We start from the raw sequence: 22,998 nt of genomic DNA, 5'->3' as shown, positions 1-22,998 counted from the left end.
CGCTCCTCCTTATTCCCCAAGAGAGCAGGGCTTACGCCTCACCAGAAACAAGAGAGGGTTACATAATCTCAAGGACGCGATACGGGGCGTTACATCCCGCGCTTGTGACACGCATCCAGCAAGAAACGCACATCCGATCGCCCGGGTTCGAGGCGTTCGGAGATCTCGAGAGAGAAGCGCGCGGCCTCGAAATCGCCACGCTCGAAGGAGAGCGTCGCAAGCGCTAGGTGTGAAGGCAGATGCTCAGGCTGAAGACGAATAACCACCTCGTAGGCAGCCTTGGCCTCGGTGGTCTCACCCATCTGCAGGGCCTGGGTCGCAAGCTTCAGCCAGGGCTCGAAAGCATCCGGCGGAGCCGCGTGGGCCGCGAAGCGATAGCGCACCAGCGCCTCATGGCGCTGGCCGTCCTCCCACAGCATGTCGCCGCTGAGGGTAGCCGCCCGCCCCATCACCTTCCCATCCCCTTCGAGCGAGAGGCATCGCTCGAACGCATCGAAGGCCTCCTGCTCCAGCCCCCCCGCACGCGCGTAGAGGCCGAACCTCAGCCAGAGCGTCAGCTCGGTCGGCAATCGCTCCAATCCGCTGCGGACGACCGCGAGCGCCTCATCCGCCTCCCCGCTGGCCTCGAGGGCGCTGGCCAGGTGCAGGAAGACCTTCGGATAGAAGGCGTAGGTCTCGGGATCCGGCACCGCCGACAGCAAATCGAGCGCCTCGCGCAAAGGCCCAGCAGCGTCTGCGGCACGCCCCGCCGCCAACAAGGTCTTGCCCTGCTGATAGGCGGCATAGGGATCCGAGGGGCTTTCTCGACGCATCACGACCAGCAACTCAAGGTTACGCTCATGCTTGCCACGCTCGACGATGCGCTGGGGCAGGTAGCCGTCGTGCCGGATCCGAGCGTCGCAATCGCCAATGGAAAAGCCGCGCGCGATGATGCTATCGCTCACCTGCTCATGCACACGCCCTCTGAAGCGAATGCCGGGGTGACGTCGGAAGAGGCGCAAGAGCCGGGTCGCGTGAAGCCGGCCGTCACCCAGGTCGTTCTCGAGGGGCAGCAGGAAACCGCCATGCGCTTGCGTCATGGCATTCCTGAGCGCCAGCTCGGAGCCCGGCATGAGCACCTCATCGGCATCCAGCACCAGGATCCACTCGCCTTGCGCCCGCTCGAGACCCGCGTTGCGTGCCGCAGCGAAATCGTCACACCACGCGAAGTGATGCACGTTGGCGCCAAACCGCTCGGCGATGGCCACGGTCTCATCCTCGGATCCCGTGTCGACCACGACGATCTCGTCGACGATGCCTCGCACGCTCTCGAGACAACGTGCGATAAGCGCCGCCTCATCCCGTACGATCAAGCACAAGCTCAAGCCAACCCCTTGCAACCGCCTCACCTCATCACGCCTGAAACCTATTCCTCACCTCATTCAAGATACCCAGCGATGGTATCTCTAAGCGCCTTTGCCGAGGCGCAGGCTGCCCCCATGGCGGAACCCCTGCTCGAACTGTTACGGTGCGGCGGAGTAGCGGTAAACTAAGCCATGTCCACCTTCTTTCCCGAGCCTCTCAGGCTGAAAGAGCCCTGCATGCGTAATACCAACTCCCCCACCCACTCGGATCGCCCCAAAATCGTCATCGACGGCGTGATCTTCCAACTCCAGCCAAGCGGCCATGGGGGCATCTCTCGCGTCTGGCACAGCCTGATACCCGAGTTGGTCAAAGCGCTACCCGGCTACGATTTCTTGCTGCTCAAGCGCCGGGGGAGCGAGCCTGGCATCACGAGCCTCCCCGTGCGGGAGATCCCGCCCTACCTCAACGGCTCCCTGTCGGCGATGGACGCGGACGACGAGATGCTCGGGAGAATCTGTGCGGCGGAAGGGGCTGTTCTGTTCATCAGCACCTACTACACGCGGGCACAGGGCATTCATTCCTTGGTTTTCGCCCACGACATGATCCCCGAAGTGATGGGCCTCAATCTCGACCAACCGGAATGGCAAGGGAAGCGCCGCGCCTTTGCGACCGCGAGCTCTTTTGTCTCCGTTTCCGAGTCGACCAAGCGCGACATCCTGGCGCGCTACGCCCTCGAGGCGACCTCGGTGCAGGTGGCCCACCTCGGGGTGGCCCCTCACTTCACACCCGCCGACGATGCGCAGGTCACGGCCTTCAGGGAACGGCACGGCCTGAACACCCCCTTCTTCCTGCTGGTCGGACGGCGAGGCGGCTACAAAAACGGGGCAGCGGCCCTGGCCGGCTTGTCGCGGATGCCCGAACACTTGCCGGCAACGGTGGTCGCCGTCGGTGGCGAAGGGCAGTTGCTCCCCGGGGAGAGCGGCTTGCGCCTCCTGGGCGCGATGGACGATGCAGAGCTTCGCATCGCGTACTCGGCAGCCTCGGCCCTGGTCTACCCCTCGCGCTATGAGGGCTTCGGGCTACCGGTCGCCGAGGCCATGGCCTGCGGGTGCCCGGTCATCACGACGGCGCTCTCCTCCTTGCCGGAGGTGGGGGGAGACGCCTGCCTCTACATCGACCCGGACGCCCCCACCCAGTTGGCCGAGGCCATGGCTCAGACCCTGGACCCGAACACGCGAGAGCGCCTGCAGCAAGCGGGCCTCGCGCAAGCGGCCAAATTCCGCTGGGGGACGACAGCCGCCACCATCGCAGCTCACCTGGAGCACTTGATCGGCGAGGGGCTCGCGATGGCGACGGCTCCCCGGCTCAACGCTCGCGGCGAGCACTGTTACACCAATGGCGATCTGATCGGCGCGGAGGCCGCCTTCAAGCGAGCCCTCGAACTGGATGCGGCCTGCGCCGACGCCCACAACAACCTGGGCGTGCTGTATTGGCAGCTGGGCAAAGCCCAAGAGGCAGCGGCCCACTTGAAGCGGGCGACAGAGCTCGCCCCCGACCATGAAGAGGCCGCTCTCAACTATCGCGAGGTCACCGGGGAACTTGAGCGCTCCTCAGAGGAGCTGCCGGTTCACTTCTTCACCATCGTGCTGAACGGGAACCCCTTCATCCGCTACCACCTCGACGTCTTCAAGCAGTTGCCTTTCAAGTGGCACTGGCATGTCGTGGAGGGCGTCGCCGCCCAGCGGCACGATTCTGCCTGGATGCTGAAATACGGGGGCAAGGTGACCGACGGCCTGCATCGTCAGGGCCTCAGCCATGACGGCACGACCGAGTATCTCGACGAGCTCCTCGAAGCCTATCCCGATCAGATCACCGTCTACCGCAAAGCCGATGGGGCCTTCTGGGACGGCAAGCTCGAGATGGTCAACGCCCCGCTGGAGGAAATCCAGGAAGAGTGCCTGCTCTGGCAAATCGACGCCGACGAACTCTGGACGCCGGAACAACTCACGCAGGCCCGCTCCCTCTTCCTGAACGATCCGGCCAAGACCGCCGCCTACTACTGGTGCTGGTTCTTCGTGGGCGAGCATCTGCTCGTCTCGACCCGCAATTGCTACTCCCAGAACCCTGCCTACGAGTGGCTCCGGACTTGGCGCTATCTGCCCGGGGATCGGTGGGCCTCGCACTCTCCTCCCGTCCTGAGCCGCTCCGGGCCCCATGGTGCCTCGCGTGACGTCGCGGCGATCGCCCCGCTGCGCCATGCGGAAACGGAGCGCAACGGCCTGGTCTTCCAGCACTTCGCCTACACCACCGAACAGCAGCTGGCCTTCAAGGAGACCTATTACGGCTACGCAGGCGCCCTCGCGCGGTGGTCCCTGCTGCAGCGCCAGACGCACTTCCCCCTGTTGCTCCGCGAGCACTTCCCCTGGGTCCAGGATGGCACGCAGGTGGACTTGGCCTCGCGTCTCGGGGTGACCCCTCTGGCGGTGCGTGACGCGCGCACCGGGCACTGGAGCTTCTCCCAGTCCCCCTCCCCCTTCCGCCCGGGCCTGGACCCGCTGCCGCTCGACGGTCGCCGCAAGGCCTGCTTCTTCCATCATCCCGCCTGGGACGCCGACGCCTGGCAAGAGGTCATCCACGCCTACGCCCGCGCCTTCCGCGAGGCGGATGACGTCACCCTGGCCCTGTGGCTCGACCCCAGCCAGGGGGTGAGCGAAGAGGAGGCGGGTGCCAAGATCCTTGCCGCCTTGAATCGCGCAGGCCTCTCGCCCGACGAGAGCCCTGACATCCTCCTGATCTCCGATGACCTGGACACGCAGGATGTAGCACGGCTGTACGCCGCAGCGGACGTGATCGTCCCTAACGGCGATCTCGTCCAGACCGAGCGCGCGCAAAGCGTCGGCTCTCGCGTCTTGTCCGAGCTCACCCCCGAAGCCTGGCGTAAGGCTATCCAGCCCGCGCGCGCCTCCGTCCAAGACAGCGAGGCCGATGTCATCAGGCGCTTCATCACGCCCGGCCAAACGGTCTTCGACGTGGGAGCGAACGTCGGCCACTGGACCGAGGCCGTGCTCGCAGCCCACCCCGATACGCACGTCCATGCCTTCGAGCCGCTTCCCCAGGTCCACGCGCAGCTGATGCGACGTCTGGCCGATTACATCAAGGCCGATCGCCTCGTTCCTCAGCACCTCGCGATCGGCCTCGAAGAGGGTGTTCGCACCTTCTACCACTACGAAGCCTCCCCGACATGGAGCACCTTCCATCGCCGGCACGGCGTGGAGCGACAGCTGGGCATGGCCCCTCCCAAGCCGCTGCCGGTCTTCGCCACCACCCTCGACCAGTACTGCGCGCGCTGGAACATCCCGCGCATCCATTTCCTCAAGGTCGACACCGAGGGCGGCGAGCTCGACGTGCTCTCGGGCGCCCAGGATCTGCTCGCCCAGGGCCGCATCGACTACCTGCAGTTCGAGTACGGCGGCACCTACCGGGACGCGGGGATTACCCTGGTACAAGTCGTCGAACTGCTGCATCGGCATCGCTACACCATCTTCAAACTGACGCCACAGGGCTTGCGTCACCAGCCGAGCATCACGGCGGCCGACGAGGACTACGAATATGCCAACTTCCTAGCCGTCAATGAGCGCCTGCGCGGCAGCCTGCTCGGCGAACGGCCGCAGATGCTCGATCTGGCGCAAGAGTGCGCCAAACACGGCATCACCCCCCGAGGGGTCCTTCACGTAGGGGCCCACGAGGGGAAGGAGGCCAAGCAGTACGCCGCGATGGGCGTCGAGCGGGTTCTCTTCATCGAGGCCAATCCCGCCGTCTTCGCACGGCTGCAAGAAAACCTGAAGCCCTTCCCGCAAATGCAAGCCGTCAACTGCGCGGCCAGCAACGAGAACGGCCAAGTCCAGCTGCACGTTACCTCCATGGATCAGAGCAGCTCGATTCTGCCCCTGAAGCACCATCAAGCGCTCTATCCAGAGATCCACGAGACTCATCGCGTCACGGTCGAGGCCAAGACCCTGGATAGCCTGCTCGAGGAGCAGCAGCTGGACCCGGCAGGCTTCAACCTGCTCAACCTGGACATCCAGGGAGCCGAACTGCTGGCCTTACAGGGCGCCAGCGAGCTGCTCCGGCACATCGAGGCAATCAACACCGAGGTCAACTTCGATGAGCTCTACGAGGGCTGCGCCCTTATCGAGCATCTCGACGCCTTCCTCGGCACCCACGGCTTTCAGCGGGTCGCCACTATCACGCCCTACCATCCGACTTGGGGCGATGCGCTCTACGTCAAGCGCCCAGTCATCACCATGTCCACCTTGGGCACCAATGGGCGCTTTGCCAACCAGCTCTTCCAGTACGCCTTCCTGAAGACCTACGCCAAGGATCACGACCTCGCCGTTCAGACCCCGCCATGGGCCGGACAGTTGCTCTTTGGCCATGCAGACCCGCAGCTCACGCGGTCGCTGCCGCAGGTCAAGGAGCGCAGCAACCGTCTCGCCGAGGCCCTCATCCCCAACGCCTCGGCCCCTCTCAAGAACGTGGACGTCTGGGGCTACTTCCAGTACCACACGCGCTACTACGCCAAGCATCAAGCCTATATCCGCTCGCTCTTCCAGCCGCTGCCCGAGCTCGCTCAGCGCATGCAGCCGGCCATCGACCGGCTGCGGGCCCTCGGCAAGACGGTGGTCGGCCTTCATCTGCGGCGGGGGGACTACGGCTACCAGCACTTCTTCGTCGCTCCCAACCAGTGGTATCTGGACTGGCTCGCGGGCTTCTGGGAAACCCTCGAGGATCCGGTGCTCTTCATCGCGAGCGACGAGCCTGAGAAGGTCCTCGCCGATTTCGCGGCCTACCGCCCCGTCACCATCCGGGACCTGGGGGTCGATCTAGGCGAAGCGAACTTCTACCTGGATTTCCACCTGCTGAGCCAGTGCGACTGGACGGCCATCTCCAACAGCTCGTTCTCCTTCTTCGCCGCCATGCTCAACACGAACGGAAAGGGCTTTTTCCGGCCGCACCTCCCGAGCCAGAAGCTCCTCCCGTTCGATCCCTGGAACAGCGAGCCGCTTTTCCGGGACAGCCTCGAACCGGTGACCTCGACCGTGGCCTCGGTGCCTGCCGCCCCCACGGAGTACCTGGTCACGGCCATCGTCTCGACCTGTAACTCCGAGCGGTTCATCAGAGGCTGTCTCGAGGACTTGGAAGCCCAGACCATCGCCGATCGGCTGGAGATCATCGTCATCGATAGCGCCTCTGATCAGAATGAGCGCGCCATCGTCGAAGAGTTCCAGAAGCGCTACGACAACATCAAGTACATCCGCACCGCCGCCCGCGAGACGGTTTACGAGGCCTGGAACCGGGGGGTTCGAGCGGCTTCGGGTCGCTACCTGACCAACGCGAACACCGACGACCGCCATCGCCGCGACGCCTTCGAGCGGATGGTGGCCGAGTTCGAACGCCGACCGGAGGTTGCGCTGGTCTACGCCGACGTGCAGATCACGGAGCAGGAGAACGAAACCTTCGAACGATGCACGCCCATCGGGAGCTATCGCTGGCTTGATTGGAGCCGCCGCGACCTGCTCGAGCGCGGCTGTTTCATGGGACCGCAACCCATGTGGCGGCGTGACGTGCACGATGAGTACGGCGAGTTCGACGGCAACCTCGTCACGTCCGGCGACTACGAATTCTGGCTGCGCATCTCCCAGACCAACGCCTTCTATCACCTCCCTGAGTTTTTGGGGCTCTACCTCAAGTCGCCCACCAGCGTTGAGCACCGAAACCGCGAACGCCAGGCCGTGGAGAACCGCGACATCCTCGCCACCTACCGCCAGGCCGCTGAACAAGGGACCTTGGTCCGGCGTCACTACACGGATGATCCGGCACACTTGATGCGCCACACCCGCCAGGCAGAAGCTCTCTACGAGCAAGGGGACGTCCTTGCCGCTACCACCATCCTGGAGCAAGTGGTGGCGCACAACCCACGGCTAGCGACCCCGCTCAACAACCTGGGGGTCATCTCACACCAGCTCGGTCTGCAAGACCGCGCCATCGCCTACTTTGAGCAGGCGGTGGCAGCGGATCCGGAGCACGCTGAGGCCAGGGAGAACCTTGCGCAGTGCCGGGGGATTCCTTCCTGAATCCCCTGACCCATCGCCTGTAGCTCCGGCGATCGGCGCGCACATCGCGAAGTTGGCCTGCCATTGACGATGGCAGGCCAACTTCGCAGGCGCCGTTTTTAAAAATCCTCTAAAGTCACCAAGCCGGTGGCCGAAACAGGATCATAGCAGTGGTTCCTCAACGAGAAAGGAAACCTCGTGGCTCTCAAGATTGTCAAAGCGAACGCCATCGCTCCCAAGCGCGAAGACCTCATCGAGATGGGGGCCCGGGCCTTCACCCAAGGCGACTTCGAAACCGCGGCGACACACTTCCTCGCGGCCCTTGAGCAAGGTGAGCAGGACGCACCGCTTTTCACCCAACTCGGCGTAGCGCTCTTGCAGCAGGGGAAGTACGACAAGGCCGTCGTGGCCCTGCGCCAGGCGCTGGTGATCGATCCTTACCTGGTCGATGCGCTGAACGCCCTGGGGGTCACCATGTTCAAGCTGGACTGGTACGCCGCCGCCGAGGTCTTCTTCCGGCGGGTTCTCGAGCTGAACCCCTCGCACCCCGCAGCGCGCCAGAGCCTGGTCGAGGCGATCCGCATGGTGCGCGAAACGGGGGATGCCGTCGTGCCCGACCTGGAATATCTGGTCGCTTTGACCCGGCCGACCGAGCCCACCCTCAGCCTCTGCATGATCGTCAAGAACGAGGAACGTTTCCTCGAAGGCTGCCTGCAGAGCGTCCGGGGGGTCGTGGACGAGATCGTGCTGGTCGATACCGGATCGACCGATCAGACGGTGGCGATCGCCGAGCGCTATGGAGCCAAGATCCATCAGCACGCCTGGGATGGTGACTTCGCCACGGCGCGCAACGTTTCGATCGAGCACGCCACCGGCGACTGGGTCCTGGTGCTGGATGCCGATGAGCGCCTCGACCCCGAAACGGTCGTTCAGCTCAAGTCGGCCCTGCGCCGCAAAGATGTGGCCGGCTACGCCCTGGCCATCGAGAACCGCCTTGGGACCGACGACGACCTGACGATCAACCAGGCGGTCATCTTCCGCCTCTTTCCACGACGCTCGGATATCCGCTTCGAAGGGATCGTCCACGAGCAGGCAAGCCTCTCGGCCCAGCGAACGGGGCTTCCCACGCTCTTTTGTCCCGCCAAGATCATCCACCTGGGCTACATGAACGAGGTCATGACGGGCCGAAACAAGCTCGAACGCAACCTGACCTTGCTGCAACGCCAGGCCGAGCTCCAGCCCGACTTCCCCTACGTCTACTTCAATCTCGGGCAGACCTACAAGATGATGGACCGCGAGGAAGAGGCCGAGGCGAACTTCCTCCTGGCGCTCGACAAGCTCAAGGCCACCAAGAGCGAGCACGGCATCCCCTACTACTCGACCCTCTACTTCAGCCTTGCGGACCTCTACCGCAAGCAGAAGCGCTACGACGAGGTCCATCGCCTGCTGGACGAGGGCCTGGAGCATTACGAAACCTTCCCCGATCTGCACTTCACCAAGGGGCTGGCCTACCTTGCGAAAGAGCGCTACGCAGAGGCCATGCCGCACTTCGAGCGCTGCATCTCGCTGCGCAATACCATTCACGCCGGCGGCACCGATCGCGACGTAACGGGCTACAAGGCCCACAACGCGCTGGGCGTCTGCTATGCGAAGCTCGGCGATCGCCCCAAGGCCAAGCACCATCTCAAGGAGGCCCTCAGCTTCCACTCGGCGAGCGAGGCCGAGCTGCACAACAACCTGGGCATCCTTCACATGGAGGATGGCGAGGCAGGCGAAGCCATCGTGCAATTCGTCGCGGCCCTCGAGAAGAACCCGGACGACCTGCGCTCCTGGGTCAACCTCGCCAATGTCAGCTACCGCTGCGGCCAGTACGCCGAGGCCATCCAGGCCTGGTCCAAGGCCCTCGAGCTCGACGCGAATCTGCCCCAGCTGCGCACCCTGATGGCCGAAGCCCACTTGAAGCTCGGCCAGCCTCAAGAGGCGATCGCCCTCCTGGAGGCCGAACTCGAGCAGGCGCCCGACTCTCAGGCCGGTTGGCTCAACCTTGGCCTCGCACGCCTCTGCGGCGGGGACACCTCGGGGGCTCGGGCCGCCTGGGGCCACATTCCCGCCGACGGCGAGAACCGGGCCTTCCCGGCCCTGTTCGCCATTCTCGACGGCGCGCCCATTCCCGCGGATCTTCCCGTCGCGGAAGAAACGGTGCGCGCCTGGGGGGTCGTCACCGACCTGGCCATCGCAAGCGAACAACTCGCGCTGATTCAAGCCTTGCTGGATCGGATCGACGAGATCGGCGAGCAGGTGCCCGGTTTCGAGGCGGGCCTCGCCCAGGTCTTCATGAAGCGGGGCCTGGCGGATCTGGCAGTGGGAGCCCTGCTGCGGGCGCAGCGGCGAACCCCCGAAGACCCCGACGTCTACCGGGCGCTCGGCGAGGCGTGTCTTGCGCAAGGCAACCACGAGGACGCCGAAGTCATGTTCGCCCGCGCCGACGAACTCATTGCGTCGGGGGTGCTCACCCGCCGACTCGCCACGCTTGGCGCCTCCTAGGAGAGGGGGCGCCTCGGATCCGACGCGATCAAAAACTTCACGTCCCGGTCGCGCGGATCACTCGATAGAACCCCGGTTTGCCGGGTATACTGATCGGCAGTAGCAGAGGACCACGGATGGTTCCTCGATCACCACAAGGAGGTAACTCATGGCCCTTCGTATCAACACCAACATCGCTGCGCTGAACGCTCACCGCGTGCTGGGCGCCAACGACAACATGCTCAACAAGAGCCTCGAGCGTCTGTCGTCGGGTCTTCGCATCAACGGTGCTGCGGACGACGCCGCCGGCCTCGCCATCAGCCAGAAGATGATGGCGCAGACCAACGGTCTCGACCAGGCCCAGAAGAACGCTCAGGACGGCATCTCGCTGATCCAGACGGCGGAAGGCGCCCTCAACGAGACCCAGGCGATCCTCCAGCGTATGCGTGAGCTCGCCGTCCAGGGCGCCAACGACACCCTGACCGCCAGCGACCGCGCGAACATCAAGGACGAGCTCGACCAGCTCTCGTCCGAGATCAACCGCATCGCCAACAACACCGAGTTCAACACCAAGAAGCTGCTCGACGGCAAGTCGGTGGCCACCAGCGGCCTGACCTTCCAGGTCGGCGCCAACGCGGGTCAGACCCTCAGCTTCACCATCGGCGCCGCTACCGCGGGCAGCCTCGATGTCTCCAGCGTCGACGTCTCCGACGCCGCTGCTGCCTCGACCTCGATCGCCTCGCTCGACGCGGCCATCCGTGACGTCAGCAACTCGCGCTCCAAGCTCGGCGCGCTGATCAACCGCCTCCAGCACACCATCACCAACCTGGGCGTCCAGTCCGAGAACCTGAACGCGGCCAACAGCCGTATCAAGGACCTGGACATGGCTCGCGAAGTCGTCAACATGTCGAAGGCTCAGATCCTCAGCCAGTCCTCGACCGCGATGCTCTCGCAGGCCAACCAGTCGTCGCAGGGCGTGCTCGGCCTGCTCCGGTAAGCCAGTCCCCAGAAAGAGCCGGCCTTCGGGCCGGCTCTTTTCTTCAATTTGGGCCCGCAACCCCTTAAGGATCGTGTCAGCCAGACCGATACCATGACGGGGGCCTTGCGTCACGTCGCCCCCCACGAGTTCAGGAGAGGATCCCTATGCGTATCGAAGGAGCCATCGTCGCCGCCAACGCGGTCTCTCACCTCGGCAACACCCCCGTCGACCAGCAGGCCCAACGCGATCGCGCGCAAGCGGGGAACCTCCCACTCGCCGCGCAGCAGAGCGCCGAGCAGGGCGACGACGCTCGCCCCGTCGGCAAGCATATGTTGGCCCAGGCCGTCGGCCAGGTCGAGCAGCTGATGGCGACCGTCAACGAGTCGCTGCGCTTCAAGGTCCACGAGGACACCAACCGCACCATCATCACGGTGGTGAACCAGGATACCGGCGAGGTGCTCCGCGAGATCCCCTCCGAGAAGTTCCTGGACCTGGTGGCCATGTTCCAGAAGCAGCTCTCGGGGCTGCTGGTGGACGAGAACCGCTAAAGGAGAATGAGTCATGGGTGGAATGTCCCTCGGAGGCCTGGTCTCCGGCCTTGATACCAAGGCCCTCATCGAACAGCTGATGGCGATCGAGCAACAGCCGCTCAACCTGCTCCAGCAGAAGAAGTCGGCGCTCAACACCAAGAACCAGATGTTCCAGACGGTCAACACCCGCATCCTGGCGCTGAAGGGGGCCGCCTCCGAGCTGACGCTCGATCTCAACCTCAAGGCCAGGAAGACCACCTCGAGCGACACCAACGTCGTGACGGCCAAGGCCGGCGCGGGCGCCGCCGCGAGCTCCTACCAGATCCGCGTCAAGCAGCTCGCCACCGCCACGACCCTCAGCTCCTCGGGCGGGGTGGGCAAGGGCCTCACCCCCGCCGACGGCGCCACCCTGCTCAAGGACGTGAAGGGCACCGCCCCCATCACCAGCGGCACCTTCACCGTCCAGTGGAAGGACGGTGCCGACACCACCCGCACGGCGACCATCACCGTCGACGCCAACGCGGACACCCTCGACGACGTCTTCGCCCGGATCGGAGCGGCGACCAACGGGGCGGACGCGACCTCGGACGTCACCTTCGCCATCGGGGACGGCGTCAGCCCGGCTGGCTCGGCCAACAAGATCGTCGTCAGCGCCCCCAACGCCAAGAGCGTCATCATGGGCGCGGGCAGCGACACCTCGAACTTCCTGTCGGCGCTGAGCCTGCGCACCCAGACCCTGAGCGAAGGGGCTGTCGGTCGCGACGTCATGTCGGCCAACGGGGTGGGCGTGACCCAGATGGGCGGCCCGATCCAGAGCGCGAACCTCGCGACCGCCCCCGCCGCCTCCGGCACCTTCAAGATCAACGGGGTCGAACTCAGCTACAACGCCGCCACCGAGTCGCTCAACGACGTCATTTCCAAGATCAACGCCTCCAAAGCCGGCGTGACCGCCAACTACAACGCCCTGGAGGACAAGATCACCCTGACTGCCCGCACCACGGGCTCGAGCGCCATCTCGGTCGAGGACGGCACCGGCACCCTCATGGCCTCCCTCGGCCTCACGAACGGCTCGGTCTCGGCAGGCAAGAACGCCATGATCGGCATCATCGGCGTCAACGGCTTCAAGGGCGACGGCACCGATCCGGACTCCGCCTACATCAGCTCGTCGACCAACGAGTTCAAGTCCGCGATCCCCGGCGTGATCTTCACCGCCCTCAAGGCCCAGGCGCCGGCCGACAGCAACATCACCATCACCGTCGCCGCCGACCCCGACGCGACCCTGGGCAAGGTCAAAGCCTTCGTCGACCAGTACAACCAGCTGGTGGACAGCATTGCCTCCACCACCGCCAAGGGCCAGCCCAACGCCTTCGACAGCGACCTGCGCCAGATCACCGACCGGATCCGCACCATGCTCGCCCGGAGCGTGACGGGCCTCTCGGACTCGCCCAAGAGCCTGGTGGACATCGGCATCGCCACCTCCAAGGACGACCGCATCCACCTGTCGCTGGACGAGACCAAGTTCAAGAAGGCCATGGACGAGAACCCGGAGCGGGTCGCCCAGATCTTCCAGCTCACCGAAACCGACCCTTCGGACTCGAAGAAGAAGATCGATCGCGGCATCGCCGCCCAGATCAAGACCTACCTCACCAACGTCGGCAGCACCGACGGGGTCTTCAAGAACCGCGATCGCTCGGTCCAGCGCCAGCTGCGCGGCTACGACGACCAGATCGCCGGTGTCACCAAGCGCCTCGCCTCGACGCGTCAAGCGATGGTGCAGCAGTTCACCGCGATGGAAAAAGCGGTTTCACGCCTCAAGACACAGCAGAGCGCCTTCCTCTCCCAGATTTCATCCCTCGGCCAAGGCTAACAGGAGGATCCATCGTGACGAATCAGATGCTGGCCAATAACCCCTATGCCCAGTACCAGCAGACCCAAGTCGAGACGGCTTCGCCTGAGCGCCTCCTCCTGATGCTCTACGATGGGGCCATTCGCTTCGCGAACGTGGCGAAGAAGGCCATCGAGGACAAGGACTACCACACGGCCAGCACCCACTGCATCAAGGTCCAGAGCATCCTCAACGAGCTCATGATCACCCTCGACATGAAGGTGGGCGGCGAGATCGCCCAGAACCTGTTCGATCTCTACGACTTCATGACCCGCGAGACCGTCGAGGCGAACATTTCCAAGAATGCTCGGCGCCTTGAAGGGGTCATCGAGATCTTCAAGGAGCTGCGCGAGGCCTGGATGCAGGCCGCCAAGAACGTGGGCGCCCTCAAGACCTCGCAGGCCATCGCCTAGCCCCATGGAGCGAGAAGCCGAGCTCGTCCGCCTCTATGACGAGGCAATGGAGCTGACCCGGCTCCAGGCCGACGCCATCGCCCAGGACGAGTGGGACACGTTCGTGCAGTTGCTCGATGACCGCGAGGCCTGCATCACCGAGGCAGAGCGCCTGCTGGAGGGACCGACGCTTCCGGCCAATCGCTCGGAGCTAAGGACCAAGCTTGCCGAGATCCAGGCGCTGGATCTGCAAAACCAGGCGGTCTTCCAGCGCAAGCGGCACACCCTGATGCGGGAGCTCAACGACATCGATCGATCCGCAAACGCGGTCAGTGGCTACCGTGACGCCTTCGGCGCACCAGAGACCCCTCAGTTCTTCGACCACGACCAGTAAGCAAGAGGGCCCCGGCGAATCGCCGGGGCCCTCGGTCTTGAGGCAGTGGGGTTAGCTCAACAACCCCGCCATCGCCGCGCTCATGCACGACGCCAGAGCACCCGCGAGCATGGCCCGCAGGCCGAGCTTCGCGAGATCCCCGCGGCGGCTGGGGGCCATGGCCCCGATGCCGCCGACGTTCTGCGCGATCGAGCTGAAGTTGGCGAAGCCGCACAGGGCAAAGGTCGCGAGCATGATCGCGCGCTCGCTGAGCTTGTGGTCCTGGATCATGCCCGAGAGCTGCGAGTAGGCGACGAACTCGTTGAGCACGAGCTTCTGGCCAATCAGGTTGCCGACGATCGAGGCCTCGTTCCAGGGCACGCCGATCAGGAAGGCCAGAGGCGAAAAGACCCACCCCAGGATCTGCTCCATGGAGGTGTGGAAGAGGCCGAGCCCTGCGTTGAGCATGGCCACCAGCGAGATGAAGGCCAGCAGCATGGCGCCCACGTTGAACGCCAGGTGCATGCCGTCGCCCGCCCCCTTGGCCGCCGCCTCGATGACCGAGGACTCGGTGCGCTCGATCTCGATCTTGGCCCCGCCCATGGTCTTGGGCTCCTCGGTCTCGGGGACGATGATCTTGGCCATCACGATGCCCGCGGGCGCCCCCATGAAGGAGGCGGCGAGCAGGGCCGGGGCCCAGTCCTTGCCGAGCATGCCGAGGTAAGCCGCGAGCACGCCGCCCGCCAAGGTCGCCATGCCGCCCGTCATCAGGGCCATCAGCTCGGACTTGGTCATGTCGGGGATGTAGGGGCGGACCAGCAGCGGCCCCTCCACCTGACCGACGAAGACGCAGGCCGCGCTCGAGAGGCTCTCGGCGCCCGAGATGCCCATCGTCTTGGTCATGAGCATCGCCAGGAAGCTGACGACCCGCTGCACGATGCCCAGATAGTAGAACACCGAGATCAGGGACGCCATGAAGACGATGGTCGGCAGGACCTGGAAGGCGAAGATGAAGCCGAACGAGGGCACCTTGGTCACCAGCCCCCCGAAGAGGAAGCTGGAGCCGACCTTGGAGAAGTCGAGCAGGCGCGAGACCCCGTCGCCCAGAACATGGAAGAGGACCTTGCCCGGCTGGGTCTTGAGGATGAAGAGGGCAAGAGCGAGCTGGAAGCCAAGCCCCCAGAGGACGACCCGCCAGCGGATCGCCTTGCGGTTGGTCGAGAAGAGGGCCGCGATCGCAAGGATCGCGACGATGCCGGCGAGGCTGATCAGATTCTGCATCGCGCCCCCCTTAGCTCAAGAGGCCCGCGACGGTCGCGGTGAGGCAGGAGGCCAGCGCGCCGCCGACCATGGCCCGCAGGCCCAGCTGGGCGAGCTCGCCGCGGCGGCTGGGGGCGATACCGCCCAGGCAGCCGATGTTGATGGCGATGGAGCTGAAGTTGGCGAAGCCGCACAGGGCGAAGGTCGCGATCAGGGTCGCATGGGGGCTGAGGGCCACGCCGGCCGTCTGGCCCTTGATGATCGACGAGAGGCTGGAGTAGGCGACGAACTCGTTGAGGACGATCTTCTGGCCGATGAGGCTGCCCACCGTGGAGGCCTCGTGCCAGGGCACGCCCATCAGGAAGGCCAGGGGCATGAAGAGGTAGCCGAGCACCGTCTCCATGGAGGTGTGGAAGAGCCCCAGGCCCGCGTTGATCATGGCGATCAAGGAGATGAAGGCGAGGAGCATGGCACCCACGATGAAGGCCAGGTGCATGCCGTCACCGGCGCCCTTGGCCGCCGCCTCGATGATCGAGGACTCGGTCTTCTCGATCTCGAGCTTGGCGCCGCCCTTGGTCTTGGGCTCCTCGGTCTCGGGGACGATGATCTTGGCCATGACCAGGCCCGCGGGCGCGCCCATGATCGAGGCGGCCAGGAGGTGAGGGGCCCACTCGCTGCCGAGCATGCCGAGGTAGCCCGCCATGACCGAGCCCGCGATGGTCGCCATGCCGCCGGTCATGACCGCCATCAGCTCGGACTTGGTCATCTCGGGGACGTAGGGCTTGATGAGCAGGGGCGCCTCGGACTGGCCGACGAACACGGTACCCACCGCCGAGAGGCTCTCGGCCCCCGAGGTGCCCATGGTCTTGACCATCAGCTTGGCGACCATGCTCACGATGAACTGCATGATGCCCAGGTAGTAGGCGACCCCCATCAGGCTGCCCACGAAGACGATGGCGGGCAGGACCTGGAAGGCGAAGATGAAGCCGAAGGTGTCCATCTTGTTGACCAGATCGCCGAAGATGAAGCCGGCGCCGACCTTGGAGAAGTCGAGGAGCTTGGTGACGCCCGCCCCCAGCTTCTCGAAGATCATGCGGCCGATGGGCGTCTTGAGGACGAAGACGGCGAGCGCCGCCTGCATCCCGAGGCCCCAGCCCACGACCCTCAGGCTGATGGCCTTGCGGTTGGTGGAGAGCAGGTAGGCAATCCCGAGGATCGCGGCAATCCCGACGAAACTGATCAGTTTGTTCATGGGCGGGGGAAACTACTCCTTCGTAGTGTAAGAATCAGAAGGCCGCCTCCCCGTCGCGGGTGATGGTGCCGGTCAGCACCCCCAGCCGGACGAGGTCGACGGCGATCTTACGGTTGTTCGCCTCAAGTAGGGTCGTGGAGAACTCGTGCAGGTACTGGATCAAGGCGAGCTCGCGGGCCGCCTCGGGGGCAAGGCCCGCATGCCGGTTCGCCGCGTCGAAGGTTTCAAGGCGCTCCGTCGCGCCCTGGACCTCGCGGTGCAGCAGGGCCGCCACGTCGGCGGCGCTCAGGCCTAGCTGGTGCATGGATCCTCTTCCTTCGGATCGGGCGTGGGGGCCGAAAGCGGCAGGCGAACGCAGAACCTGGAGCCGACGCCGAGCTCGGACTTCACCTCGATGGTGCCGCCGTGCAGTTCGACGATCTCCCGGGCGATCGCAAGTCCCAAGCCCGAGCCGCCGTGCCGGCGCGTCGAGCTGGAGTCGACTTGGACGAAGCGGTCGAAGATCTTGCCGAACGCCTCTTGCGGAATCCCAATCCCTGTATCGGTGACCTCCAGCGCAAACTTGCCATCCTCGACCCAGGCGGTAAAGCGGATCTCGCCGCCCGGCTCGGTGAACTTGAGCGCGTTGACCGCGAGGTTCATCAGAACCTGCTGGTAGAGGGTCTCGGGCGAGGCCCAGAGGGTGGGCAGCTCGGGAGGCAGCTCGAGGGTGATCCGCTTGCCCTGCGCGTCCGGGTGGACCTGCAGCTCCTCGACGGCCTGCAACAGCATGGCCCGCGGTTCGACCCAGGCGCAGTGGAGCTCGAAGCGTCCCGCCGCCAGGTGCGAGAGGTCGAGGATGTTGTCGATCAGGCCCTTGAGGCGCATGGAGCCCATGATCACCCCTCGCACCCACTCGCGGTGGTCGGGGTTCAGATCGCCGCTCACCCCTTCGTCCAAAAGCGAGGCGAAGCCCACGATCAAGTTGAGCGGGGTCCGCAGCTCGTGGCTCACCGTGGAGATGAAGTCGCTCTTCATGCGGTCCAGCTCGCGCAGCTGCTGGTTGGCGAGGGTGAGAGCCTGGTTGGCGCGGAGCAGCTCGTGGGTGCGCTCGTTGACCCGCTCCTCCAGGCTCTCGATGAAGTCGGCCTGCAGGCGCATCAGGCGGCGCTCCTGGGTGACGTCGTAGAAGCTCGCGACCGCGCCGGAGAAGACCCCCTGGCCGTCGACGAACGGGGTCAGGACCAGGCGATAATACCCCTCGCGCGGCTCGCGGAACTCGACCTCGACGCTCGGCGGGGAGAGGGGCGCGTGAGGCCAGGCCCCGAAGAGGCGCTGCACGACGGTCGGATCGAGGTAGCGATGGCTGATCCGCGCCCACATGGCCCCCAGGCTATCGAAGGTCTCGTTCTCGGCCAGATCGTGCAGATCGCGGTAGGCCTTGTTGAAGGAGACCGGCCGCAGGGCCGCGTCCAGGAAGATCATCGGCAGGTGGAGGGCGTCGATCATGCGCTCGAAGCGCGCACCGAGCGCCGCCTCGCGAAAAGCGAGCCGCTCGTGGGAGAAGGCCAGGGCGAGGGCAGCGGCCGGCAGGGCCAGGGGGAGATGCCACGCCCCCTCGGGCATGGCGGCGACCCTGAACAGGAAGGCCCCCAGGCACTGGCGCTGAGCGATGAGGGGAAGGTAGAGCAGGGCCCCGCCCGCATCAGGGAAGGCCTGCGGCGCGTCGTCACGCTGGCCGAGGCCCATCAGCGCCGCCATCGCCTCGGCCGCCGAGACTCCCCAGGCCTCCTCCAGGTGGAGGGTGGTGCCCGCCATGCGCCAGAAGGTCGCGCTCTCGGCCCCCAGCAAGCGCTGCGCACGCGCGGCGAACTCCGCGACGGCGTCAGGGGCTTGCGGCTCGAAGCCGAGGAAGGCCGCCAGCACGTTCATGGAAGTAGGCATTCGTCACCGGTCGTGGACACGGCGTCCCCGGCCCAGCGGGGCTCGGGGTCGCGAGGGGAGTCGTCGAAGGCCTGCTCGGTATCGAGCTGGACCGCACCGAGGTTGAGCCTGAGCTGATCCATGAGGGTGAGGGCCCCGCCGGCATCCAGCCCCAGCAGGCCGAGCAGGACGTGGCCGGTACCGATCGCGCCGTGGCCGCGCGCGCAGGCCTCGCGCCAGGCGGCGTCGAGAGCCTCCTGGGCCCGGCGGCTGAGCACGTGCTTGGACTCGACCGTGCCCGAGCCTCGCCCCATGACCCGGTGGAGGACGGCCTCGGCGTCGAGCCGATTCAGGCCGTTGGCCTCGAGCACCTGCGCGGCGAGCCCCTCGTCCGCGATCACGAGGGCCACCAGGAGCTGCTCGGTCCCCACCAGGGTATGGCCGAAGGCCCGCGCCATGGCGAAGGCCTGGTCATAGGCCTTGCGGGCGCTCTCGGTCAAGAGGCGGGGGCTGAAGTGCTTGGGCCGCACCACCCGCTCGGGGTCGGGCAAGGGGGTGGGCGATTCCAGGTCCTGGGCACGGACCGAGCGCACCTGGCGGTACAGGGCCTCCAGGTCGGCGTTCAGGTGGCGCAAGAGGGCGATCGCCCGACACCGAGGATGCTTGAGAAGGGCGAAGAGCAGGTCCTGGGTATCGACCAGGACCGGCTCGACCTGGGCGGCCAGGGCCGCGGCGTCGAAGAAGACCGCCTGGCAATCGGGCGAGAAGAAAAGCTGCTGGGAGCGCATGTAGCCGCGCCCCCCGAGCTGCTCGGCGGCAACCCGCGCCTTGCGCAGGTCCAGCCCTTCGAGCTTCAGGGCTCGGGCCGCCACGCCGTTGCCCTCGGCCAAGAGGCCCAAGAGCAGGTGGTCGGTGTCCACCTGGGCGAATTCGAGGCGACGGGCCTCCTCGCGGGCCAGCTGGAGCGCCTCGATCGCCTTGGCCGAGAAGTTCTCGAACATGACCGCCGCGCCCACCCTTTCGACCGTCGCTCGGCTGCATACGCGGGTATTATACGCCAAAAGCCGCGGTGCGAAAACGATGAGAGGCGATCGCCCCTTCATCGTGCCGGCAGGTTCCCATCGCGCCGCATGCGCCTTGTACCCTGCCGGACGATGCCCTATCAGGCCTTAACTCTCCGGTCGGCTCGGGTCCCAGTCGAGGCCCTGCTCGATCAGCTGCCGACGGGCGTCCTCCGCCGCATGGCCCGGCCCCGCGCCGGATCGGAAGTGACGCTCGCTCACCTGAAGCGAGGGGTAGACGTGCGCGATGCCGGGGGTTCGCTTCGCGATCGCGATCGCCTGGGCGATCTGCTCGGGAAAGTCCACCACCCCCTGGAGGTAGACGGTGTCCTGGACCACGAAGACCTTGATGTCCACGGGACTCGCATGGTCGCGCTGCGGGGTGAGCCCCAGCCGGATCTCGGAGGCGAGCGCCTCGTCGCACCCCGACGAGCCGTCCAAAGAGACCAGGAGGTTGCGCACCCCGCGCACGCCCGAGACCGACCGCGCGAGCTTCTCGGCCTGGGCGAGCTCCTCGGCCGTCTTCACGAAGCCCGTCAGCCGCACGATCCCCTGATCGGCGCTCACGCGGATCTCGTCGGCGCGCGCCGGGTCCATGCGGTTGGCCAAGAGCTCCTCGATCCGGTTGACCACGTCCGGGCCAGAAATGGCATCGACCAGGGACAAATCCTCGCCGGGTGCCGTGAGATCCGAGCGCCCCGTGCGCGCGGCGCCGAGGGGCTCGAAAGTCTGCTGGCTCGCGACGCTCAGATGCTCTTCGCGCACGTCCTTGATGCCGGGCACGTGCCCGACGGCGAGCCGCGCCTTGCGCACCAGATCTCTGCTCTCCACGCTGCCCCTGAGCATCGCGAGCCCCCCCTGCACCTGCACGCCCACGGTGCGTGGCAGATTGGCGGCGACCAGGGCCTCCTCGGCCCGGCGCGCGAGGGTCGCGTCGTCCATGAGCCGATTGACCGAGACGACCAGGCCGTTGTCGATCTCGCACTGGGGTGCGATCTGGCGCGCGATAAAAGCGGCCTCGTCCTTCTCGGCCAGGGTCGAGACCTCGCCCTGGAGGGCCAGGGAATCGGGCGCCAGCATGGTGATGCGGATCCGCTCGGCCTTGATCAACGGGTCCTTGGCAAACGCCTCCCGCAGGGCGTTGGCGACGTCTTCCTTGCCTTTCATCGCGCTCCCCCTTCGCTCGTGTCGGGTCTTGCTGGGCGGGAGGATAGCACAAGGCATCGCGGGGACCGACACCCCGTCGAAGGTTCGCCCCCCTCGGCACCGGTCCGGGGCCCGGGGAGCCCCCATCGAGCAAGGCGGCTGGTCGGGGAGCGCTTACGGAGTCTGGCGCAGGCGGCGCAGGGCGACGAGGCCCTCGCGCAAGAAGCGATCGAGCTGCGCCTCGGCCTCGGGGCTCACGTCCCGGAAGGCGACGAGGGTCTTGTCGGCATCCGAGCGGATGATGACCGCATCGAGCTTGAGCAGCCCTTCGGGCAGGTAGAGGGAGAGGCGATAGCGCTCATCGGATTGGAGCGCCCGCTTGAGCGAGAGCTTGCCCCCTGCCCGCGAGAGGGTCTGGGTGTGGCCGGAGGCGAGCAGGTGGCCGCCGGTACGGCTCCGCACGTCCACCGCCACCCGGCGCTTGAGGTTGATCTCGGCCCGGGGCTCCTGGGCGCCGAGCGCCGCAAGGGGTAGCCGCAGCTCGACGACGGTCGTGGCACTCGCCTGGGCGCGGCGCCAGGGCTGCATCCGGCCGTCGTCCCAGGTCACCGTGCCCTCGGCGGGGAAGACCTCCGCCACGTCGTGGGGAATGCGGACGGCCACCGTCGCGTGGGTCTGGTCGCAGGCGACGACCTCGCCCACCACATCCTGACCGTCGAGGGTCACGACCGCGAGGGATCCGACGGCGGGCATGGCCTAGCGATGGATGGCGTTGGAAGAGCCGAGGATGCTCTTCCCGCGCTTGCGACGGCCCCGGCGGCGCATGCCTTGCCAGCGGAAGACCGAGAAGAGGGCCACCGAGAGCGCCCCGCCCTTGAGGAACCAGCCGAAGACCGCCCCAAGATCGCCGAGCTCCAGGCCGCCCACCGGCACGTCGAGGGCCGCGACCAGGGGCGCCGAGGCCAGCAGGCGATCGCCCTCGCGCAGCTCGTAAGTCCCGAGCGACTGCCCGGCCTTCACCGGCGCCTTGATCTCGGGCTCGAGCTTGACGCGCGTCGTCACCTCGGGCTTCTGGCCGCCCTTGGGGACGCTGAGGGCGACGGCCTCGGTGAGGACCGCCTTGACCGAGCCCTGCGCGCCGCCCTGGACCTTCACGTCGCCCATCGCCTGGCCTGCGGCCGCGACGGGCTCCGAGGTGAAGGAGTCGAGGCCGTAGTTGAGCAGCTTCTCGGCGTCCGCCCAGCAATCCGGCGCGCTGAGGAGGGCCTCGATCACGTAGCGACCGTCACGCTTGGCCGAGCCGACGAAGCACTTGCCCGCCACAATGGTGTAGCCGGTCTTGCCGCCCCAGGCGCCGGGGAAGTAGCGCAACAGCTTGTTGTGGTTGATGAGCGTCCGGTGGGGGGCGCGCTTGTTGCCGGGCACCGGGAAGGCCTTGGTGGCCGCGATCTCGGCGAAGGCCGGGTTGGAGAGGGCGTAACGGGCGATCTGGGCCAAGTCGTAGGCGCTGGAATAGTGATTGCTGTCCGGGAGGCCGTGCGGGGTGACGAAGTGGGTGTTCTTCAGGCCGAGGGTCGAGGCCTTCTGGTTCATGAGGCCGACGAAGTGGGTGGCGTCCCCCGAGATGTACTCGGCCACCGCCTCGGTCGCGTCGTTGCCCGAGTTGAGCATCATGCCGTAGAGGAGCTGCTCGAAGGTCAGGCGTTCGCCCGCCTCCAGGTACATGCTGGAGCCCTCGGTGTCGGCGGCGCGCTTGCTGACCTGGACCTCGTCGCTGAGGGTACCGCGCTCGAGCGCCACGATCCCGGCCATCATCTTGGTGGTGCTCGCCTGGGGCAAGCGATCGTGGATGTTCTTGGCGTAGAGGACCTGGCCCGTGACCCCGTCGATGACGATCGCCGCCTTGGCCGAGACCGAGGGCACGCCGGCCGCCTGGGCGGGAACGGCTGCGATCGTCGCGATCAAGGGGATCAGCAAGGTGGCAAGATGGATCTTTCGAACCAAGGCAACGAGCCTCCCGTGCGATGAGGGGGGACGACTTGCGGTCGTTCGACTATCAACATAGCGACGATACGGACATTATAGCGGCCCTGCGGGATGCGCTACGTTTAAGCTTCGTTAAGGTCCGCTCACTTGCCATCCTACGAAGCGAGGGGCGAAACGGCGGTGATCCAAGACACCGCGACATCTCGCCCTCGCCCCGATCGGGCGCTCCCGTCTTAAATCGGGATTAAAATT

At 66.1% G+C, this 22,998-nt stretch carries 16 protein-coding genes; 7 read left to right on the top strand and 9 right to left on the bottom strand.

All coding sequences use genetic code 11. The features are described from left to right. Positions 1-89: 89 nt before the first annotated feature. The gene (locus tag J7643_17805) at positions 90-1,352 is read right to left on the bottom strand and encodes a glycosyltransferase (protein ID MBO9542448.1); all 1,263 of its coding nucleotides are present in this window, start codon (positions 1,350-1,352) and stop codon (positions 90-92) included. A gap of 228 nt (positions 1,353-1,580) precedes the next feature. Here J7643_17805 and J7643_17800 point away from each other — a divergent pair, with 228 nt between their 5' ends. From J7643_17800 to J7643_17770, 7 genes are all read left to right on the top strand, one after another. After that, the gene (locus J7643_17800) at positions 1,581-7,478 is read left to right on the top strand and encodes an FkbM family methyltransferase (GenBank protein MBO9542447.1); all 5,898 of its coding nucleotides are present in this window, start codon (positions 1,581-1,583) and stop codon (positions 7,476-7,478) included. Between the two features lie 177 nt (positions 7,479-7,655). Next, positions 7,656-10,001, top strand: coding sequence for a tetratricopeptide repeat protein (locus tag J7643_17795; protein ID MBO9542446.1), 2,346 nt, complete (start codon positions 7,656-7,658; stop codon positions 9,999-10,001). 148 nt (positions 10,002-10,149) lie between these two features. Beyond that, positions 10,150-10,977 carry a flagellin gene (locus J7643_17790; protein MBO9542445.1) on the top strand — a complete coding sequence of 276 codons (828 nt, stop codon included), beginning with the start codon at positions 10,150-10,152 and terminating at the stop codon, positions 10,975-10,977. Between the two features lie 146 nt (positions 10,978-11,123). Then, complete coding sequence (locus J7643_17785; GenBank protein MBO9542444.1) at positions 11,124-11,507, top strand: flagellar protein FlaG; 384 nt, start codon at positions 11,124-11,126, stop codon at positions 11,505-11,507. Between the two features lie 13 nt (positions 11,508-11,520). Beyond that, positions 11,521-13,356, top strand: coding sequence for a flagellar filament capping protein FliD (fliD, locus tag J7643_17780; protein ID MBO9542443.1), 1,836 nt, complete (start codon positions 11,521-11,523; stop codon positions 13,354-13,356). Between the two features lie 29 nt (positions 13,357-13,385). Next, positions 13,386-13,787: a flagellar export chaperone FliS gene (fliS, locus tag J7643_17775; protein MBO9542442.1), complete on the top strand. Its 402-nt coding sequence runs from the start codon at positions 13,386-13,388 to the stop codon at positions 13,785-13,787. Positions 13,788-13,791: 4 nt separating this feature from the next. Then, positions 13,792-14,160, top strand: coding sequence for a flagellar protein FliT (locus J7643_17770; GenBank protein MBO9542441.1), 369 nt, complete (start codon positions 13,792-13,794; stop codon positions 14,158-14,160). A gap of 51 nt (positions 14,161-14,211) precedes the next feature. On the opposite strand, the gene J7643_17765 is transcribed toward J7643_17770, so the two are convergent. The 8 genes from J7643_17765 to J7643_17730 form a co-directional block, all read right to left on the bottom strand. Next, positions 14,212-15,420 (bottom strand): NupC/NupG family nucleoside CNT transporter, encoded by a 1,209-nt coding sequence (locus tag J7643_17765; protein MBO9542440.1) that lies wholly within the window; start codon positions 15,418-15,420, stop codon positions 14,212-14,214. Between the two features lie 10 nt (positions 15,421-15,430). Next, complete coding sequence (locus J7643_17760; GenBank protein MBO9542439.1) at positions 15,431-16,651, bottom strand: NupC/NupG family nucleoside CNT transporter; 1,221 nt, start codon at positions 16,649-16,651, stop codon at positions 15,431-15,433. 34 nt (positions 16,652-16,685) lie between these two features. Further along, positions 16,686-16,955 (bottom strand): hypothetical protein, encoded by a 270-nt coding sequence (locus J7643_17755; protein MBO9542438.1) that lies wholly within the window; start codon positions 16,953-16,955, stop codon positions 16,686-16,688. Then, positions 16,943-18,574: a PAS domain-containing sensor histidine kinase gene (locus J7643_17750; protein ID MBO9542437.1), complete on the bottom strand. Its 1,632-nt coding sequence runs from the start codon at positions 18,572-18,574 to the stop codon at positions 16,943-16,945. Before J7643_17750 ends, J7643_17755 begins: the two co-directional genes overlap by 13 nt. Next, positions 18,559-19,554 carry a hypothetical protein gene (locus tag J7643_17745; GenBank protein MBO9542436.1) on the bottom strand — a complete coding sequence of 332 codons (996 nt, stop codon included), beginning with the start codon at positions 19,552-19,554 and terminating at the stop codon, positions 18,559-18,561. Before J7643_17745 ends, J7643_17750 begins: the two co-directional genes overlap by 16 nt. A 168-nt stretch (positions 19,555-19,722) precedes the next feature. Then, positions 19,723-20,781 (bottom strand): BON domain-containing protein, encoded by a 1,059-nt coding sequence (locus J7643_17740; protein MBO9542435.1) that lies wholly within the window; start codon positions 20,779-20,781, stop codon positions 19,723-19,725. A gap of 153 nt (positions 20,782-20,934) precedes the next feature. Then, entirely contained in the window at positions 20,935-21,513 is a 579-nt protein-coding gene (locus J7643_17735; GenBank protein MBO9542434.1) for a PilZ domain-containing protein, read from the bottom strand. Between the two features lie 3 nt (positions 21,514-21,516). Next, complete coding sequence (locus J7643_17730) at positions 21,517-22,764, bottom strand: D-alanyl-D-alanine carboxypeptidase (GenBank protein MBO9542433.1); 1,248 nt, start codon at positions 22,762-22,764, stop codon at positions 21,517-21,519. Between the last annotated feature and the right edge of the window lie 234 nt (positions 22,765-22,998).

The sequence above is a fragment of the bacterium genome, assembly GCA_017744355.1.
Taxonomy (GTDB): Bacteria; Cyanobacteriota; Sericytochromatia; order S15B-MN24; family UBA4093; genus JAGIBK01.
Note: the sequence above shows the minus strand (reverse complement) of the source record. Positions and strands in the feature narration are given on the sequence as shown.

Excerpts from the sequence above, each read along its gene's own strand:
- J7643_17765 (MBO9542440.1), bottom strand. The coding sequence starts at position 15,420 with ATGCAGAATCTGATCAGCCTCGCCGGCATCGTCGCGATCCTTGCGATC.
- J7643_17735 (MBO9542434.1), bottom strand. The coding sequence starts at position 21,513 with ATGCCCGCCGTCGGATCCCTCGCGGTCGTGACCCTCGACGGTCAGGAT.
- J7643_17760 (MBO9542439.1), bottom strand. The coding sequence starts at position 16,651 with ATGAACAAACTGATCAGTTTCGTCGGGATTGCCGCGATCCTCGGGATT.
- J7643_17800 (MBO9542447.1), top strand. The coding sequence starts at position 1,581 with ATGCGTAATACCAACTCCCCCACCCACTCGGATCGCCCCAAAATCGTC.
- J7643_17745 (MBO9542436.1), bottom strand. The coding sequence starts at position 19,554 with ATGTTCGAGAACTTCTCGGCCAAGGCGATCGAGGCGCTCCAGCTGGCC.
- J7643_17740 (MBO9542435.1), bottom strand. The coding sequence starts at position 20,781 with ATGAAAGGCAAGGAAGACGTCGCCAACGCCCTGCGGGAGGCGTTTGCC.
- J7643_17785 (MBO9542444.1), top strand. The coding sequence starts at position 11,124 with ATGCGTATCGAAGGAGCCATCGTCGCCGCCAACGCGGTCTCTCACCTC.
- J7643_17755 (MBO9542438.1), bottom strand. The coding sequence starts at position 16,955 with ATGCACCAGCTAGGCCTGAGCGCCGCCGACGTGGCGGCCCTGCTGCAC.
- J7643_17790 (MBO9542445.1), top strand. The coding sequence starts at position 10,150 with ATGGCCCTTCGTATCAACACCAACATCGCTGCGCTGAACGCTCACCGC.
- J7643_17750 (MBO9542437.1), bottom strand. The coding sequence starts at position 18,574 with ATGCCTACTTCCATGAACGTGCTGGCGGCCTTCCTCGGCTTCGAGCCG.
- fliD (MBO9542443.1), top strand. The coding sequence starts at position 11,521 with ATGGGTGGAATGTCCCTCGGAGGCCTGGTCTCCGGCCTTGATACCAAG.
- J7643_17770 (MBO9542441.1), top strand. The coding sequence starts at position 13,792 with ATGGAGCGAGAAGCCGAGCTCGTCCGCCTCTATGACGAGGCAATGGAG.